Source organism: Shewanella sp. WE21 (assembly GCF_002966515.1).
Lineage (GTDB): Bacteria > Pseudomonadota > Gammaproteobacteria > Enterobacterales > Shewanellaceae > Shewanella > Shewanella oncorhynchi.
The window spans coordinates 590702-607481 of record NZ_CP023019.1 but is presented as its reverse complement, the minus strand read 5'-3'; the positions used below and the strand labels follow the sequence as shown (position 1 = coordinate 607481).

At 47.3% G+C, this 16780-nt stretch carries 13 protein-coding genes; 5 read left to right on the top strand and 8 right to left on the bottom strand.

Going from position 1 to position 16780, the window contains the following annotated elements; translation table 11 throughout:
• The first annotated feature begins 14 nt into the window (after positions 1 to 14).
• The gene (locus CKQ84_RS02530; RefSeq protein ID WP_105249988.1) at positions 15 to 968 is read left to right on the top strand and encodes a D-2-hydroxyacid dehydrogenase; all 954 of its coding nucleotides are present in this window, start codon (positions 15 to 17) and stop codon (positions 966 to 968) included.
• A 67-nt stretch (positions 969 to 1035) separates the two neighbouring features.
• Here CKQ84_RS02530 and CKQ84_RS02525 read toward each other — a convergent pair whose 3' ends face one another.
• The 4 genes from CKQ84_RS02525 to purT all read right to left on the bottom strand — a co-directional run bounded on the left by CKQ84_RS02525 (position 1036) and on the right by purT (position 8068).
• The gene (locus CKQ84_RS02525) at positions 1036 to 3318 is read right to left on the bottom strand and encodes a hypothetical protein (protein ID WP_105249987.1); all 2283 of its coding nucleotides are present in this window, start codon (positions 3316 to 3318) and stop codon (positions 1036 to 1038) included.
• The gene (locus CKQ84_RS02520; RefSeq protein ID WP_105249986.1) at positions 3308 to 4774 is read right to left on the bottom strand and encodes a DUF3142 domain-containing protein; all 1467 of its coding nucleotides are present in this window, start codon (positions 4772 to 4774) and stop codon (positions 3308 to 3310) included. Before CKQ84_RS02520 ends, CKQ84_RS02525 begins: the two co-directional genes overlap by 11 nt.
• 143 nt (positions 4775 to 4917) lie before the next feature.
• Positions 4918 to 6642, bottom strand: a complete 1725-nt coding sequence (locus CKQ84_RS02515) for an RluA family pseudouridine synthase (RefSeq protein WP_105249985.1) — start codon at positions 6640 to 6642, stop codon at positions 4918 to 4920.
• Between the two features lie 250 nt (positions 6643 to 6892).
• Complete coding sequence (gene purT, locus CKQ84_RS02510; RefSeq protein ID WP_028759245.1) at positions 6893 to 8068, bottom strand: formate-dependent phosphoribosylglycinamide formyltransferase; 1176 nt, start codon at positions 8066 to 8068, stop codon at positions 6893 to 6895.
• Between the two features lie 275 nt (positions 8069 to 8343).
• On the opposite strand from purT, the gene CKQ84_RS02505 reads away from it, so the two are divergent.
• From CKQ84_RS02505 to CKQ84_RS02490, 4 genes are all read left to right on the top strand, one after another.
• Entirely contained in the window at positions 8344 to 8736 is a 393-nt protein-coding gene (locus CKQ84_RS02505) for a DUF3302 domain-containing protein (RefSeq protein WP_028759246.1), read from the top strand.
• Position 8737: 1 nt separating this feature from the next.
• Entirely contained in the window at positions 8738 to 9883 is a 1146-nt protein-coding gene (locus CKQ84_RS02500; protein WP_105249984.1) for an HlyD family secretion protein, read from the top strand.
• A 94-nt stretch (positions 9884 to 9977) separates the two neighbouring features.
• The gene (locus tag CKQ84_RS02495) at positions 9978 to 11489 is read left to right on the top strand and encodes an AAA family ATPase (RefSeq protein ID WP_028759248.1); all 1512 of its coding nucleotides are present in this window, start codon (positions 9978 to 9980) and stop codon (positions 11487 to 11489) included.
• Positions 11490 to 11624: 135 nt separating this feature from the next.
• Positions 11625 to 12260: a DUF2625 family protein gene (locus tag CKQ84_RS02490; RefSeq protein WP_105249983.1), complete on the top strand. Its 636-nt coding sequence runs from the start codon at positions 11625 to 11627 to the stop codon at positions 12258 to 12260.
• A gap of 378 nt (positions 12261 to 12638) precedes the next feature.
• On the opposite strand, the gene CKQ84_RS02485 is transcribed toward CKQ84_RS02490, so the two are convergent.
• From CKQ84_RS02485 to cysP, 4 genes are all read right to left on the bottom strand, one after another.
• A complete protein-coding gene (locus CKQ84_RS02485; protein WP_028759250.1) occupies positions 12639 to 13769 on the bottom strand; it encodes a sulfate/molybdate ABC transporter ATP-binding protein in 1131 nt (376 codons plus the stop codon).
• Positions 13766 to 14632, bottom strand: coding sequence for a sulfate ABC transporter permease subunit CysW (gene cysW, locus CKQ84_RS02480; RefSeq protein ID WP_028759251.1), 867 nt, complete (start codon positions 14630 to 14632; stop codon positions 13766 to 13768). The genes CKQ84_RS02485 and cysW overlap by 4 nt, the downstream gene beginning before the upstream one ends.
• Before the next feature lie 9 nt (positions 14633 to 14641).
• On the bottom strand, positions 14642 to 15487 hold the full coding sequence (gene cysT, locus CKQ84_RS02475) for a sulfate/thiosulfate ABC transporter permease CysT (protein WP_105249982.1): 846 nt from the start codon (positions 15485 to 15487) through the stop codon (positions 14642 to 14644).
• A gap of 187 nt (positions 15488 to 15674) precedes the next feature.
• Positions 15675 to 16682: a thiosulfate ABC transporter substrate-binding protein CysP gene (cysP, locus tag CKQ84_RS02470; protein WP_028759253.1), complete on the bottom strand. Its 1008-nt coding sequence runs from the start codon at positions 16680 to 16682 to the stop codon at positions 15675 to 15677.
• Positions 16683 to 16780 lie beyond the last annotated feature (98 nt).

Sequence of the window (16780 nt, the reverse complement as noted above, 5' to 3'; positions counted from 1 at the left end):
GGAGATTTAGTGGCATGAAAATAGTCGTACTTGATGGTGAAACCTTAAATCCTGGCGATCTCAGCTGGCAATCCTTAAATGAATTAGGCGAGTTTGCGTGTTTTTCCCGCACGAGTGGCACTGATATTGTCGCGCGAGCCCAAGGTGCTGAAGTCATTCTCACCAATAAAACGCCGTTGACTGCAAAGACGCTAGCACAGCTTCCTAGTCTCAAATACATAGGCGTATTGGCCACGGGCACGAACGTTGTCGATATCGCGGCAGCTAAAGCGCAAGGTATAGTGGTCACTAATGTGCCCGCTTATGCGCCTGATGCCGTTGCGCAAATGGTGTTTGCCCATATTCTGCATCACACCCAAGCCGTGGCCGCCCATCATCAAGCTGTGGTCGATGGCCAGTGGGTGAACTGCCAAGATTTTTGTTTTACTTTAATGCCGTTGCAATCTTTAAAAGGCAAGACTTTAGGCTTAATAGGTTATGGCGATATCGGTCAGCAGGTGGGAACACTCGCCCTCGCATTCGGGATGAAAGTTCTTGTCAATACTCGTTCAATCATCAAGGATTTACCCCAAGGCGTGACGTGGGCGCAACGTGATACTGTGCTTAGCGAATCAGATATTATTTCGCTCCATTGTCCGCTTACTCCAGAAACTGAGCAATTTATCAATCAACAAACCCTTGCCTTGATGAAGCCTAATGCGTTGCTGATTAATACAGCGCGCGGTGGATTAATTGATGAAGTCGCGCTTGCTGCTGCGCTGGCTCAAGGCAAGTTATTTGCCGGCGTGGATGTGTTATCGACCGAGCCGCCCACTGCAGATAATCCCTTACTGCATGCGCCTAATATCAGCATCAGCCCGCATAATGCGTGGGCGACGAAGGAAGCAAGGCAAAGTCTACTCAATATCGCAGTGGCGAATTTGAACGGTTATTTGAAGGGGGAAGTGATTAACTGCGTGAACAAGTAAAGCGGTATGCGTCTTTCTCTCTTTCATCATGTCGACGTTGAGAGAGAAAGACGTAAATGGTTATTTATTATTGAGTTTTTCTTCTACGCATCCACCACACACCCAATAAGCCTGTGAGGGCTAATACGCCAAATACGACGGGCTTTTTCAGCTTGTGGTACAGGGCGTTCCATTCTGCCATTTCATTCGCCTGCGCTCGTTTTACTGCACCGTCAAAATCGGGCGCTTCACACTGCAAACCAAAGTTCTCGGCCCAAGGCACAAAGGGGCCGTTGGCGACGTATTTTTTGTAGTAACGCAGGGCAAGTTCTTGATCTCGATACAATACCCAACCTGTGGCTTGGCAGAGTAGCGCTGCATAGGCTTGGCTGTTGTGGGGCACATGATCCGATGCCTTGTTGGCTAGTTCTGCCGCCGTGTAGCGATAATGGAAGCGTTTATCGGGGATTGCTTGGCTAGCACTGATCCGCAGCTGTTCTTTCTCAGCCAGTTTGCTCGGTTCATTCCAATCACTTAGATCGAAGACACCTTGGTAGATAGTGTAATCCGGGGCTAATTCAAACCCTAAGAGTTCCATGCCTTGGTGGCGGGCAAGTTCGGCAACAGCCCAATAGGCTTTCGCGCTATTAATGCCTTTTGTTTTTTTCGCTGCATTCAACTCTGTGGCATAGGCAAGGGCGCTGGCATTCAGTTTAGGATTAGGGAAGTAAACTGGCGCTTCAGCTATCGCGCCTTCGCGTAATAGCCTGCGACCTAGCAAGTAGCGCAAGCGGTTGTTAATTGGCTCAATATTATCGTACCAGTCGCTGTCTTTAGGGTATTCAAAGGCGATAAATGGCACATGTTCGTCGACAAATAACTTAAGTTCAGCCGTGGTGAGCACGCGCTCCGCCACATAGGCAATGTCTTGCCAGTACTCATCACCGCTGGCGAGTAAGTGATTGAGCGCATCGACATATTCGCCACGCTCTAGTGACAACACCCCTTGCTCGGCACGAATACGGCAGTAAGTGGCTGTATCTTCATCGGCATTAATGGCTTGTTGCTGAGTTTCTTTAGCGTCAACAGTGGCCGAGATCTTATTGAGCTGCTCAGGGAAGTGACGCGCAGCCTGAGCATAGGCCTTGGCCGCTTCTGCTTGATCGCCCTTTTGTAGCATTAATTTTGCGTTGAGCCACCAAGTGAGGCCGCTCGGTTTCGCTAGCGTTAATAGGCGCTCAGCACTGGCATAATCCCCTAACTGGTAATAAATCGCCGCTAATTTATCGCCATGGTTGAGCTGTAAGCCATCGGTTGGAAATACTTTAAGGAGCTCAGCAACCTTTAATCCCATTTCTGAAAGCTGGCCATTGTAGGCGAATTCATTAGTGCTGCTTTGCCAATAGGCAATCAATAACTGCTGCACGCTCGCCTGTTGCAGTAGCGGCTTAAGTTCAGCAATCTCTTTACCCATCAAAGTGCGGCTTAACATCAATAAGGAATCATAACCGCCGCTATCGCCCTGTACCGATTGGGTGGCGTAGAGCTCAATAGCTTTATTCAGTGCATCAGGGGTGAGAGTCATTTGCAGCTCTGACTCAGTTTCACCTGCCCCTTGATTGGTCAATTGCGGGAGCGGCTGGCCTTGGTGTAGCAGGATATAGGCTTGCTCACCTAAGCTCGCTAAACTCAAACGCAGGGGATCGGCGGCGCCTTGTGCGACTTCGGTTTGTAATTGTGTCAGGTAAGCATTGGCACGATTAAAATGTTCAGGATCAGCCGAAGTCTTGCTTAAGATAAGCTCAATACGCGACAGCGAATAGAGTGCCCACAGGCTACGAGATGCGCGTTCATTTTGTGGTAATTTAATGATTTTGCTGAAATAGTTACTCGCCCTCTCATAATCTTTTGCTTCAAACGCTACGGCACCTAAGGTGTACCAAGTTAGCGCTTGTGGTAGATCTTTGTCTAACTTAGCGGCCATTTGCTCGGCTTCAATGGGGCCCGTTGCATCCCGCAAAGTGTTCACTAAAGCTAAATGGGCGTCACTTAACTCGCTGTTTTCAAAGGCGCGAGTTTGTGAAAGATAACGGCTATGCACTTCATCCCACAGATATTCTTGTGCAGCGGGTGCATCTTGATACTGCCAAGGCAAAGGTTTTGCGAGGGCTGTGAGCTGCTGGCTGAAAGAGGTTTGCGGTAAATAACTGAGATTGCTCTGCCTATCCTGAGTGAGTTGCAAAGGAAAATCGGGGCCGCAGGCCAATAGCATAGGGGAAAATAAGCTTAAACAAATGAGCGTGGTCTTTTTAAGCATAAAAGCCCGATTGGGTATTGCCATGGTAAATGATAGTTTTGGCTTATGGCGCATAAATTCCCTGTAAATATAATGACTCACAACGTGCCCAGCCTATCACTTTTTGGCCGCCAGGGTTGAGCATGTGTGTTTGAATGTCTCTGTTTGATTGCGGCATAGGCATGATTGCAGTGCGTGAAACTGTTTTGGTTGGTGTCAACGCTGCTGTATTCTCAGCTCGCCATTGCCACGTTAACAGCCCATCTTTTTGTATTACGCTATAGCCATTTTGCGCATCATACCCGCTGCAAGCTTGTCCCGCTAGCGACAAAAGAGGAGGCATTTCACCTGCAATATTACCGTGATTCATTAAGCTCAGTTGGAATAGCTGTGGCTTGCGGATTTCCAGATTTTTTGGCTTATTTTCAGCGGCTAATATCGTTTGGGCTGTGGCCTTGTTATCGCTTGATATCACTAATTCAATCTTGGCGGCAAGTTCACCTTGCTGTGCAACGGCGATTAAGGTGTTGAGTGGCCAAACCCTTTTATCCCCTTCCAGCGGCAGCCGAAACCAGATAATGCCTCTGAGTTTGGCATCTTTTTGAGTGTGTAGTTTTTGCACAAAAGTCTGCAATACTTGCGGTTCGGCCATCAGTTCCTGTACTACATTGGCTGATTTGAGTTGATCGCGCAGCGGTGTTTCACTTTCAACTTGATAACCTGAAGCTGTACTGATGACCGCCGAACCATAGGCGGGGAGTGCAATAAGGTAAGGCACAGTGCTGATATTTGAAAGTTGCTGCACCCACTGCCAACCTTGAGTCGCATCGAATAGTCCGAGGCGTGGATCGCTTACGCTGTGAATTTGCAGCACCAGTTCATCAATATTGCTGAGTAATGCGGGGAAATCGGCGCTACTGAGCCAAGCGGGCAGTGCAGTAATGCTGAGTTTGAGTTCTGTGGGTAACTGCGCTTTAAGCTTTTTAAGGAAATCCCGATAGGCTGGCAGTTTACTGTTGGCACTGTCGTGGTCGATTTCCACCCCAGCGATTTTAGTGCCTTTAGCCTGCCAGCTGTTAAGTACTTGGCTGATTTTACTGATGATCTCAGCATCATTGAGTCGAGTAAGTTGGCCATCTAAGCGAACCACAGCGATTTTGGGTCTAGGATCGGTCTGTAGCCAAGTGTGGTTAACGGCGACCTCAAACCAAATATCGGCACCATTGGGTTTGGGGTGTGCCTGCAGGGCTAAAATACGTAATCCTTGGAATGCACTTTGGCTTTGCACTAATGCCGTTTGATTGGCGGGGCGCCATTGGCGCTGCCAGATATAGACTTCCTGCGCGAGTGGCGCTCGAAGTGTTGTTGCTTCTGTAGCGGTTTTTACTGCGACACTGGTATTTGGGCTAGCCGTGATTTCATTGGGGTTTGATGCCGGCTGGCAGGCGCTCATAAATACGGCGGCGCTCAACAAAGCAAATAAGAACCATTGATTTTGGCTTATGTTTTTAACCAGATTGCCTATGCCCATACTACTGCTGTCGATTCCGTTTTGAGTGAGACATTACTATGCCTGAAAAATGCCACTTATACATCGCGGTCAAACTTCTGATAATGCCCACTAAGCTTGGTTTTCCTTTTGGTGCCTTGTTAATCAATATCAGAACTCAGATCTCAAAAATCAGGATCGACTTGAAAGCGCATCTGTTCACGGGTGACGGGATGTTGAAGCATCAATAAATCGGCATGCAGATGCAGGCGATTGGCGCGAGTGCCGTACAGATCGTCACCCACAATGGGCGTATTTAGCCCTTCTGAGTGGGCGCAGTGAACTCTGAGTTGATGGGTTCGGCCCGTTTTTGGGGATAGATATACGCGGACTGTACGTGCCATTTCATCGATATGGCTTAATTCCCAATAGGTTTGGGCCGCTTTGCCAAACTCATGGCAAACGAGTTGCCTCGGTCTATCGTCTAAATCGCCACGTAGCGGTAAAGAGATTTGTCCCGTTGCCTGCCTATCTGCCATTGCTGTAGGAGTTCCCGCTAAAAGTGCCACATAACGTTTAGTCACAGTGCGCTGGATAAACTGTTTTTGCAGTTGTTTATGGGCGTCTTTTGTCAATGCGATCACCATTAATCCCGAGGTCGACATATCGAGTCTGTGGACGATAAGTGGTCCAGTGGCATTGGGAAACGTTTGCCGTATGCGCGAATACACTGAGTCTTCAATCTCTTTGCCGGGCACGGATAAAAACTCGGCGGGTTTGTTCACAATCGCCATCGCCTCGTCTTGGTAGAGGATGTTTAAGGTTTTGCCTTCGGCAGGGTTCGTCAGCAGCGGATTATCATCGACAACAAGCCCTTCGAGCATATGCCCCAAGATAGGCTGGCATTTGCGCAGACAGGCAGGATAAAACTGCTTATGTTGGCGAATTTCTGATTTTGGCGGCGCCCCCCACCAAAATTCGGCAATTGCCAATGGTTTAAGACCGTGTTTAAAGGCGTAATGTAGCAACTTAGGGGCGGCACATTCCCCTGAGCCTGCGGGCGGTGTTAACTCAACCGTCCCGTTAAATATGCCGTTAAGGCTTTTTTCTGCGCCGCGAATATTCAAAAAACGATACTGCTCAAACAGCTTTTGCTGCAGCGCCGCCGAGAGCTGTTTACGCTGTAGTCTTAACGCGTCACGCTTATCAGTGAGCAGAGTTAACGCTTGGCTGATGGCATGGATACGTTCATCCCAATAGCGTTTAATATCTCTTAACTGATTCTTTTCGTTAATGCTTTCTTGGCTGAGTTTAGCTTCGATTGCAGTATTTTCACGTAAAGTCTCATCAGTTGGATTGGCTGCCCATTGCACTGCGAGTTGATTGCGCTGCGTCTTGCGGGATTGACGGCCGTCGATCATCACTTGCCTGTGGGCGGCAAGCTTGGCTTGTGCTTGAGCTTGCTCAGCGTTGAGTTCGTTCGATAGCCGAGGAATATCGGGATGATTTTCTACTGCAAGTAGCTGCTCGTTAATTTGGTTGATTTGCAGATTTTCGGCGTGGAAAAAATTGTCCTTAGCCAGCATATCAAACACAGGTGGAACGAAGCGTGGCCAATGGTTCTGCTCAGCTAACTTGCCCGAAAATGCCGACAAATAGCCCACTTCTCCCTGCGGATCTTGCACTAAAAGCACACCAAACATTTTACCAATGGCACCCGTTAACTCCCCCGTGAGGCCAAAGTTATGTTGCCAATCGTTTTGAGTCTCAAGGTAGCGTTGTAATTCGTTGGCAGCGATCACGCACAGTGGGTGCGGTTCGTAATAGAAAGGAAAGGTAAAACGTTGCGGCAGGGCATAGGCATCAATGGCTTGTGTGAAAGAGGTAAAGCAAGAAGGCTGAAGATGCATATTGGGGTCTACTGTTGGTTTTACTTATCTGGGTTAATTATCGGAGTTAATTATCTGAGTTAAGCCACAACTTAGGATGATGGCTAGCAAGAAAGGGCGCTAGTTTACTCTGTCGATTTGGGACTGTCGATTTTGGGCTGTCACTTTTTATTGGTGCGGCTCTGTGTTGAAAAAGGGAAATAGCATTAAAGCGCATTTCCCTTTGATGTGTCGCTTGTGCTTAAAGCCAATTTTAAACGGTTAAACCCGCTTAAAAGATGACTTTTACTTTACTGGCGCTATCGAGTGCTTTGCTGATTGCGCTGTCGATATCGATATCACGGGCAAGCGCGACACCTAAACGGCGGCGACCATCAATATCGGGTTTGGCGAATAATCTAAGCTGAGTGTTGACCGCTTCTAATGCCGCACCAATCCCTTGATAGCGGATATTGTTTGAGGTGCCTTCGGCCAAAATAACCGCCGAGGCACTTGGACCATGCTGATGGATATTGGGAATAGGCAGGCCGAGAATCGCTCTCACATGTAGGGCAAATTCTGATAAATCTTGGCTGATGAGTGTGACTAAGCCTGTGTCGTGGGGTCTTGGCGAGACTTCAGAGAAATACACTTCATTGCCTTTAACAAACAGTTCTACGCCAAATAATCCATAACCGCCAAGGGCTTCGACGACTTTGCTCGCAATCGCTTGGGATTTTGCTAACACTTCATCGGACATGGCTTGTGGCTGCCATGACTCGCGATAATCGCCATCTTCTTGCCTGTGGCCAATGGGCGCACAAAAATGAATGCCGTTGACTGCGCTGATGGTTAACAGGGTGATTTCATAATCGAAGGGAATAAAGCCTTCGACTATCACGCGACCGCCGCCGGCGCGTCCGCCTTCTTGGGCGTATTGCCACGCTTTATGGCTGAGGGCGATATCGCGAATAACGCTTTGGCCTTTGCCCGAGGAACTCATGACTGGCTTCACCACACAGGGAACGCCAATTTCACTAATCGCTTGATTAAATTCGGTTTCGGTATCACAGAAAAAATACGGAGAAGTCGGTAAACCTAAGGTTTCAGCGGCGAGACGACGAATACCTTCCCTGTCCATAGTGAGCTTTGTTGCCCGAGCTGTTGGGATAATATTCACCCCTTCGGCTTCCATGTCCACTAAGGTTTGGGTGGCGATGGCTTCAATTTCTGGGATGACTAAGTGCGGTTTTTCTAACTCGATAACCGCACGCAGGGCGTTGGCATCGAGCATATTGATCACATGGGAGCGATGCGCGACTTGCATGGCGGGGGCGTTGGCGTAACGGTCAACGCCAATCACTTCAACGCCTAAGCGTTGCAGTTCAATGGCCACTTCTTTGCCAAGTTCACCGCAGCCGAGCAACATGGCGCGTCGTGCGCCCTCAGTGTAGGGAGTGCCTATCATGTGTGGGTACCTTTGAGATTGTAGGGATGATGGGTTTTATGCTTGCGTTCTATGCCGCAATGATGTGGTTAGTTTAGCCTGAACAGGCTTTAGGATCATGGAGTAAATTGACAAGTGTGTCCCGGATCACTGGGGGCAAAAACGAAACAGCATATCTTTGGTTAATATTGAGGTTGAGAGCAAAGTCAAATGTTAATGTCATGTTGGTGGCATGTTCGGGGGCCATCCACTAATCTTTGGGATGGAATAGATATTATTAATACAAGGAGATGCGGATGTTCTTAGATTACTTTGCGTTAGGTATTTTGTTTTTTGTCATCATTATCATGTTTTATGGTGTCATAGCCATTCATGATATCCCCTATGAAATAGCCAAAAAACGTAATCATCCCCAGCAAGATGCATTGCATATCGCCGGGTGGGTGAGTCTATTCACCCTACATGCTATTTGGCCATTTTTATGGATCTGGGCGACTTTATACCGTGAAGATCGCGGTTGGGGGTTCAATACTGTAATGAAGCGAGAATTAGTTTTAGAGGAGGATGTGAATTCATTGCGCGAGACGGTCAGAGGGCTTCAGACTCGGCTTGAACAGTTAGAGCAAATAACTCCCATGAATATAGCGCCTGCTGTGGATGCGATAAAAACAGACAAAGTTGAGGTATAACATGGATTTATTACTCATACTCACCTATGCGGCCGTGTGTATTGCTATCTTTAAAGTCTTTAAAATTCCGATGAATAAATGGACTGTTCCCACCGCAGTGCTGGGTGGAGTGTTCATTATTGGTACCTTATTGCTCGTGATGAATTACAACCATCCTTATTCTCGTTTTGCCCGTGAATATTTTGTCACTATCCCTATCACCCCCGCAGTAAAAGGCTTAGTGACTTCGGTGGAAGTGCAGCCTAATGTGCCAGTTAAACAAGGGGATGTGTTATTTCGTCTCGATCCTATTCCCTTCGAGGCCGTTGTTAAACGTAAACGCGCAGCTTTGATGGAAGCAGAGCTCCAAGTGCCACAACTCGCCGCGGCGTGGGAGTCTGCTAAGGCTAATGTAGAGCGCGCTAGGGCCGATAAAGACCGTAATAAATCTGCCTTCGAGCGTTATGAGTTAGGCCGCAAGAAAGGGGGCGCGAATTCGCCTTTTACTGAACTGGAACTCGATAATAGGCGTCAATTGTACTTAGCCTCAGAGGCACAACTGACCGTCGCGAATGCTGAAGAACTGCGTGTCAGGCTGGCCTATGAATCTAATATTGATGGTGTCAATACTAAAGTAGCTGGCTTGCAAGCTGATTTAGCCAGTGCACTCTACGATTTAGAACAGACAGTCGTGCGGGCACCTGCTGATGGTGTGGTGACGCAAATGGCACTTCGTGCGGGAGCGATGGCTGTGCCTTTACCATTACGTCCCGTAATGAGCTTTATTCCCGACGAGCAGCGCTACTTTGCGGGGGCATTCTGGCAAAACTCGTTAATGCGTTTGCAGGAAGGTGATGAAGCTGAAGTGATATTGGATGCCGCTCCAGGACAAATCTTTAAGGGGAAAGTGGCGAAAATATTACCCGCTATGGCTGAAGGTGAAGTTCAAATGGGCGGCGCGCTGCAGTCATCGGCTCGTTTATTTCAAAATGGTCGCGTTATTGTGCTGATTGATATCGAAGATGATGCCATCCGTAAGCAATTTCCTGCGGGTGTTTCTGGGCAGGTTGCAATTTATACTGAACATTTCCATCATGTCGCTGTGATGCGTAAAGTATTGCTGAGGATGCAAGGTTGGCTGAATTACTTGTTTTTTGATGGACATTAACCCTTAATCGGTTAACTTTTGTCTGTTGTATCAAGTCCAGTTCGCTGGACTTTTTTGTGACCCATTTGGGGTGAATAAAAAGGAATTTGAAAGCATGCAAGATATTCACGATTTAACCTCAGTGCTGCGCTCCAATACGCCAATCGTAGTGATTGAAACCTATGAAGAATATCGCGTGGTTGAGTTGCTTAAGCGGGTCGCCAGTGTGCTCTATCAACCTGTGTTTACATGGAGCATAACCCAAGGCCTAGCACGGGTCGATAAGCCCTTGGCGGCGCAAAAGTTTAATAGCGAACCTACAGATCTGCTCGGGCAAATTAAATCAACCTCGCAGCAGGGAATTTATGTGCTGTGCGACTTCCATCCCTTTGTGGTTGACGCGCCAAAGAACGTACGCTTACTCAAAGAGATAGCCCTTGAGTATGAGACGCTGCAGCACACCTTAGTGCTGGTGAGCCACGCCTTTGAAATCCCGCCTGAAATCAAACGTTATTGCGCATATTTTCACTTAACTTTGCCAAGTACAGTGCAATTGCAAAATCTGATTTATCTTGAAGTTGATAAAATTCGTCACCAAGGTACGCCGCTACAGGTCGATGATGCGGCTGTGGTCAAATTAGCCGATAATCTGCGGGGCGTGACTTTAGACGATGCCCGTCGTCTCGTACGCAAAGCCATAGTCAATGACGGTGCTATTACCTTGTCAGATATCGACGCCATCAATAAAGCCAAGTTTCAGCTACTCGATCTTAATGGTGTGCTGCAATTTGAATACGACACCAGTGATTTTTCACAGGTCGCAGGACTACATAATCTTAAAAAATGGCTCAAGCAGCGCTCGCCCATAGTGGCTGTCAGCGCCATTGACCAAGGCGGCCAGCCGACTCCAGTTCAGCACGTCAAAGCGCTCGATGCGCCCAAGGGGATTTTACTGCTGGGCGTTCAGGGCAGTGGTAAGAGCCTCGCGGCTAAGGCGGTTGCGGGCGTTTGGCAACGACCTTTGCTTAGGCTCGATATGGCAGCCTTATATAACAAATACATAGGCGAAACCGAGAAGAACCTGCGTAATGCACTGGATCTGGCTGACATGATGTCGCCCTGTGTGCTTTGGATAGATGAAATTGAAAAAGGCTTAAGCGGGAGTAGCAGTGATGAGGGAACATCGACGCGGATCCTCGGCACCTTACTCACTTGGATGGCGGAGCGTAAATCTGAAGTGTTTGTGGTGGCTACCGCTAATGATATTCAAGTTCTGCCGCCAGAGTTGATGCGAAAGGGCAGGATGGATGAAATCTTTTTTGTCGATTTACCCGACGAAGCCATACGTAAAGCTATCTTCTTAATCCACTGTAAGCGCCGTGGAATCGATGTGGCGAGCTTAGATCTCGCCCTTTTATCAGCTCGTAGCCAAGGATTTTCCGGCGCCGAAATCGAACAAGCCGTTATTGCTGCCATGTATACCGCAAGAAGTGTCGAGTGCAGTGTCGACCAAGTGCTATTACTTGAAGAACTTAGTAAGACACGGCCTTTATCTGTGGTCATGAGCGATAAAATCAATGCGCTACGACAATGGGCAGCAGGCCGAACCGTGAATGCCCATGAGTAAGATTTTTGCTTAGTACCATGAGTGCTAACTAGCATTTTTAAACGCTATATTGGCTTAGTTATTTTCGAGATTCCCAAGGTACTGTCATGAATGATGAGTCGTTTTACTGGATATTAGTGATACAAGGATAAGAGATTGAAAAGTATATATGAACTGATTGATATCGAAGACTCTGGCATAAAAGTAGTCAATGAAATGGTTGCTGGTGCTGAGCATTGTGTAGAGATACTGCCGCCTTCAAAGGATCGGGTTGAAGTACTTGAATCCCTTCAGGTATCGACTCGTTCGGTATTAGGGGCTATTGCCTACGAAACCGGTGGGATTTTGATCGACAATGGATGGATTCGATTTTTCGGCTCTGGACATGAAAGATTGTCTAGAAACCTTACTGATTGGAATAGAAGTGCACATTATCTTTTAGTGGCGAATGACGTAGTTGGTGGATTTTTTGCTATCAACGGCGGCGGTTTAGGCGCAGATGTTGGGAATATATACTATTGGTCGCCAGACTCAATTCATTGGGAAGCGTTAGAAATCGGGTTCACAGATTTTTTTCAATGGTCAGCTACAAAGAGAATCAATGAGTTTTATGCGAGTTTAGGTAAAGATCGCTTCCAAAAAAACTATTCACAGATAGCTACAGATAAATGCCTGAGCTTTTATCCATTTTTATGGGCGAAAGAAGGTTCTATTGAAATAAGCAGCGTGAAAGTGGTGTCAGTTGATGAAATGTATAGGCTGAAATTGGAATTATTAACCTCGGTTAGTTAATTCGTTTACCCGCTGATTTTATGAGTATTTCTGCAATAATTATTTGTTATAAACATCTAATGTGTTGATTACTAGGTGTAAACCTGCTTATCAGCTCTATTGATTCAACATGGATGGGCTGTATATGCCATCCATGATTAATTACTTCTTCGGAGGGGACAGCACCAAGATCTAGCTGACGTTTTGGCGGTATCTTGGGCTTTCTCGTTACCGCTTGCATCAAAAATCAAAGCTGTCGCTATCACCAAAAGTTGTCGCGGCAATGCCTAATGAGTGCTTCAGTGTTTGGCGTGACAATATCTCTCTAAATGGTTTGAATCTTAGCGGTATCCACTCCCTGTGGTACCGCTAATGCTGCTTATTCCTATTATGATGACATTAGATATCAAAGGCGAGACTGCCCGGAGTCAGGAATGGCCAACTTAGACGCGTTGGTGAACTCTCACCCTGCGCACCAAAGAAGTAAGCTGTTCTTGGGGTAGCGTAAACTACACTGCCTTTTTGCAACCCGAGTTCCTGCAGATTATGGTGGGTGAATTTGGCTTCCCACAGCTCTTCACTATGCCAGCCGTGTGGGGCTAATTCCAATCTAACTTCGGCGCCAATGGGGGTCATGGCGACAATATTGAACGGCAAATTGGCCTGACTATTAGGCTTATTTGACAGCGCTAATTCGTGACTGCGTACATAGAGAACACCATCTTGCTGCAGTGCTGGCTGTTCTGGAGGTGTTAAAAATGCTTGACCATTTTCCCAACGTTTTTGTTGCCAACTGGCTTCAAAGACATTGACGTTACCAAGAAAATCAAACACAAAGCGACTATTGGGGTGCGAGTATAGCTCAGCAGGTGTATTAATCTGCTCTATATGACCATTACTCATCACTACCACTCTATCTGAGAGCTCAAGCGCCTCATCCTGATCGTGGGTCACAAACACGCTGGTGAATTTCAATTCATCATGCAGGCTGCGTAGCCAGCGGCGTAGTTCTTTACGCACTTTAGCATCCAAGGCGCCAAAGGGTTCATCCAGTAGCAAGACTTCTGGTTGGGTTGCGAGTGCACGGGCCAATGCAATGCGCTGTTTTTGTCCTCCCGAGAGTTGTTCAGGATAGCGCTGTGCGAGATGGCCTAGTTGTACTGTTTCTAGCAGTTGTGTCACTCGCTTATGAATTTCTGCCGCTGAAGGCCTTTGTTTTTTCGGCATGACTTCGAGTCCAAAGGCGACGTTATCGGCGACCGTCATATGGCGAAACAGCGCGTAGTTTTGAAACACAAAACCTACGCGTCTTTCACGCACATGCACTTGAGTGACATCTCGGTTGCCGAATTGAATTTGGCCGCTATCGGCTCCTTCAAGACCGGCAATAATCCGCAGCAGTGTGGTTTTGCCTGAACCTGATGGTCCCAGCAGACCAATCATTTCCCCTTCTTGAATATCGAGATTAAGTGGGGAAAGCGCCTGAAATTGGCCAAATTTCTTGGAAATATTAGTAAGACGAATACTCATAGTTGGCTCTGCTCTTTATTGTCATTGGCGGTTAAACTGCGTTGTTGCCGCCATTCCACTACGGCTTTTAACATTAGGGTAAATAGGGCGATCAGGGCCAGTAATGACGCGCTCGCGAAGGCGGCTTCGGCCTGATAATCTTCGTACAATAATTGCACATGTAAAGGTAAGGTATTGGTTTCGCCGCGAATGTTGCCAGACACGACAGCAACGGCACCAAATTCTCCTACGGCTCTGGCATTGGTGAGGATCACACCGTAAATCAGTGCCCATTTGATGTTGGGTAGGGTCACGCGGCGAAAGAGTTGCCACCATGACGCTCCAAGGATCACTGCAGCTTCTTCTTCCGATGCGCCCTGTTGTTGCATCAATGGGATCAGTTCTCTGGCTACAAAGGGGCAAGTGACAAAAATGGTCACTAATAGTATTCCCGGCCAAGCAAACATGATCTGCAGATCGTGCTCATATAGCCATTCGCCCAGCCAGCCACTGTTGCCATAGAGCAGCAAATAGAGCAAACCTGCGACGACAGGGGAGACCGCAAATGGAATATCAATTAGCGTGATCAGTAATTTGCGACCGGGGAATTCAAAACGAGTCACGCTCCACGCCAGCATGATTCCGAACACTAAATTGATTGGTACTGTGAGTGCTGCCACCATCAGTGTTAAACCAATCGCATGCAGCGAATCCGGTTGAGTTAGGTGCCCAATATAACGCTCCCAACCTCCGACAAACGCCTGCTGAAAAATACTCACCAACGGCAATAGCAACAATAGCAAGCCCAAGAGCACGGCGAGGGTAATAAGGCTCCATTTGATCAGGGGCGCTTCACCGACTCTTAAGGGTTTAAATGAGTTCATATTTGCTCCTTATCGTCCATGAATGCGGCGCAGATAACGCGCCTGCCACAGGTTTATCAGCAGTAATAGCAGTAACGAGGTCATCAGAACCACTGAGGCAATGGCGCTGGCACCTGCAAAATCAAATTCTTGCAGGCGGACAAAGATCATTAACGAAGTGATTTCACTGATATAAGGCATATTGCCAGCGATAAAGATCACTGCACCAAACTCACCCAGACTGCGGGTAAAAGACAGTGCCGTTCCAATCATTAATGCTGGCCAAAGGGAGGGCAAAATAACCCGCCAGAATACCGAACGATCCGAGGCGCCAAGCGTCATTCCCGCTTCTTCTTCCTCGTGGGATAACTCTTCGAGAACGGGTTGTACTGTACGAACCACAAAGGGAATACTGGTGAAAATCATCGCGACCACTATGCCTAGCGGGGTGTAGGCAACTTTTATGCCCCATTCAGCCAATAGACTACCGATTTGGCCGTTTTCCGCATAAAGGGTGGCTAAGGTGATACCGGCAACGGCGGTCGGCAAGGCAAAGGGTAAATCTACCAAGGCATCTAAAATGCGTTTGCCGGGAAATTCATAACGCACGAGTACCCATGCGAGTAATAATCCGAAAAGGCAGTTAAATAATGATGCCGCGAGCGCCGATAGTATGGTGACTCGGTAACTGGCAACCACTCTGGGATCGGCAATCACGCCCCAGTATTCGGACCAGCTCATTGAACTGGTCTGCATGATTAGGCCTGTGGTCGGCAATAATAGGATTAGGCTGACAAATAGTAGTGACACACCTAAGCTGATGGTAAAACCGGGAAGAACCCGCTTATGGCGTAAACGCCCGTTATTAAAAATCACAGAATAATCACCCGATCAGGTTAATTGCGTTAAACCAATACTATTTATACGGTTCGCTCGTTGTTGGCTCAAGCCATTTGTTGGATGCAATCTTTACGGCTAACACTGATTGATAAATGCCAATTAGCGATAAACCCGAGACTTTGCTCGGGTTCAATGTTGATATCTTACTACATTAAGGACGATATCAGCGCTTTAATAGCTCATCGAGTTTTGCACCGTTAGCAAACTGCGTTTTCATGGCATTATCCCAACCACCGATGATTTGCTCAACAGTCAGCAGGTCAACGGTAGGGAACTGTTTAGCAAACTCAGCTTTTACCTTTTCGTTGTGTACACGATAGCTGAATCCTGCCAGTAGACGTTGTGCTTCTTCACTGTAGAGATAATTCAAATACTCAGTTGCGAGTTCCTGTGTACCGTTACGCTTAGCATTTTTTTCAACTACAGCGACGGGGAACTCTGCCAGAATCGAGGTTTTTGGTACAACCACTTGGTAATCGTCCGTACCATACTGCTGGCGGATATTGTTCACTTCCGATTCAAAGGTAATTAATACATCACCGATCCCACGTTCGACAAAGGAGGTGGTCGCACCGCGGCCGCCAGTATCAAATACTGCGACATTACCGAGGAATTTTTTCAGGAATTGATCCAGTTTAGCCTGATTATCCTTACCATAGTTTTTCTGAGCATAACCTAATGCGGCTAAATAAGTGTAGCGAGCATTACCAGAGGTTTTTGGGTTAGGAAAGACCAGTTTAACGTCATCTCTCGCTAAATCGCCCCAGTCGCTGATCTGCTTTGGGTTACCTTTGCGTACCAAAAATGCGATGGTGGAATAGTAAGGTGAACTGGCGTTAGGCAGTAATTGTTGCCAATTTTCAGGGATCAATTTACCGCGGTCATGGAGGACCTGAACGTCTGTTACTTGGTTAAACGTCACCACATCTGCGGGTAATCCCTGCAGAATAGAGCGTGCCTGTGCAGATGAGCCTGCATGGGATTGTTTAATTTCGACGGTTTTACCTGTTTTCTCTTCCCAATGTTTGGCAAAAACGGGGTTGTAGGCATTGAATAATTCCCGTGCGATATCATAAGAGGAATTAAGCAGGGTTTGATCTGCGGCAGTCACATTGAGTGAGGTTCCCAGAATGAGGGTTCCTAGCAGGGCCTTTATCAATTTTACGGACATTTTTAACTCCTTAATCTGGCAATTTTGTCAGCGTTATGGCACCTAGAGTAATAGAATTAATTGTTTATAAAAAGCCAGTTGAATAGAACTTTTTTGAA